1 pseudogene is annotated in these 734 nt (G+C 62.7%); it reads right to left on the bottom strand.

Annotated features, from left to right (window positions below):
* Nucleotides 1-341 (bottom strand): annotated as a pseudogene (locus FK530_RS24480) (ABC transporter permease); the annotation flags it as partial.
* Between the last annotated feature and the right edge of the window lie 393 nt (nucleotides 342-734).

A 734-nucleotide genomic window follows, 5' to 3' on the forward strand; every position in this document is an offset into this window, starting at 1 on the left:
AGGATGCCGACGAAGGAGGCAATCGTGATCAGTCGCACCGAGACCCAGATGCGCGTGGCAAGGATCGTGTTGACTGCCTCACCCTTCGGGGTCATGCCCCAGTCCCAGCTGGTGAAGACACCTTCGAACCAGATCTTGTAACGCTCGAACAACGGAATGTCCGTGTTGAGGTTGTAGTCGGTGAGCTGGGCGATGACGGCAGCCTTGTTGAGGTTCGGGTTCGTCCAGTCGAATGTTGCCTTGGGTTCGAGCGACGACCCGGCCAGCAGGTACGCGATCGTCACTGCGATGAACAGCAGTACGACGTAGTTCAGCAGGCGCCGGAACAGGTATCGGTACATCGGGATCTTACTTTCGGAGGGAGCCCCTGGTCCCCCACCCACCGTGAGATGTGTGCAGGACCGCGGAACTCGGTGTCATCCTCGGGACCTGGCATCCCCTGGGGGGCGGCAGGCCCGACCCCGGTTCAGTCAACTCCCGACGACGCGGTCAGAATACCGTTTCTTGACCTTACGGCACCCAGAGCCGTGACGGGAAATCAGCGGGCCCCAATCGTGGCGAGCGAGACAGCACTGCGTCACGTTCTCAGGATCTCCTCCCGTTCATGACGCCGACGGGTCGCCCGGTGCGAGGCTGGTGCCCCACCATGGGCCCAACGTCCCTCGCGTGAGGTCCTTTCGAATGGCTCAACTCGGCTCGCCCCCGACGAGCCCCCACATGTGACCAGGGCGGAC

The sequence above is a fragment of the Tsukamurella conjunctivitidis genome, from assembly GCF_007858475.1.
Taxonomy (GTDB): domain Bacteria; phylum Actinomycetota; class Actinomycetes; order Mycobacteriales; family Mycobacteriaceae; genus Tsukamurella; species Tsukamurella conjunctivitidis.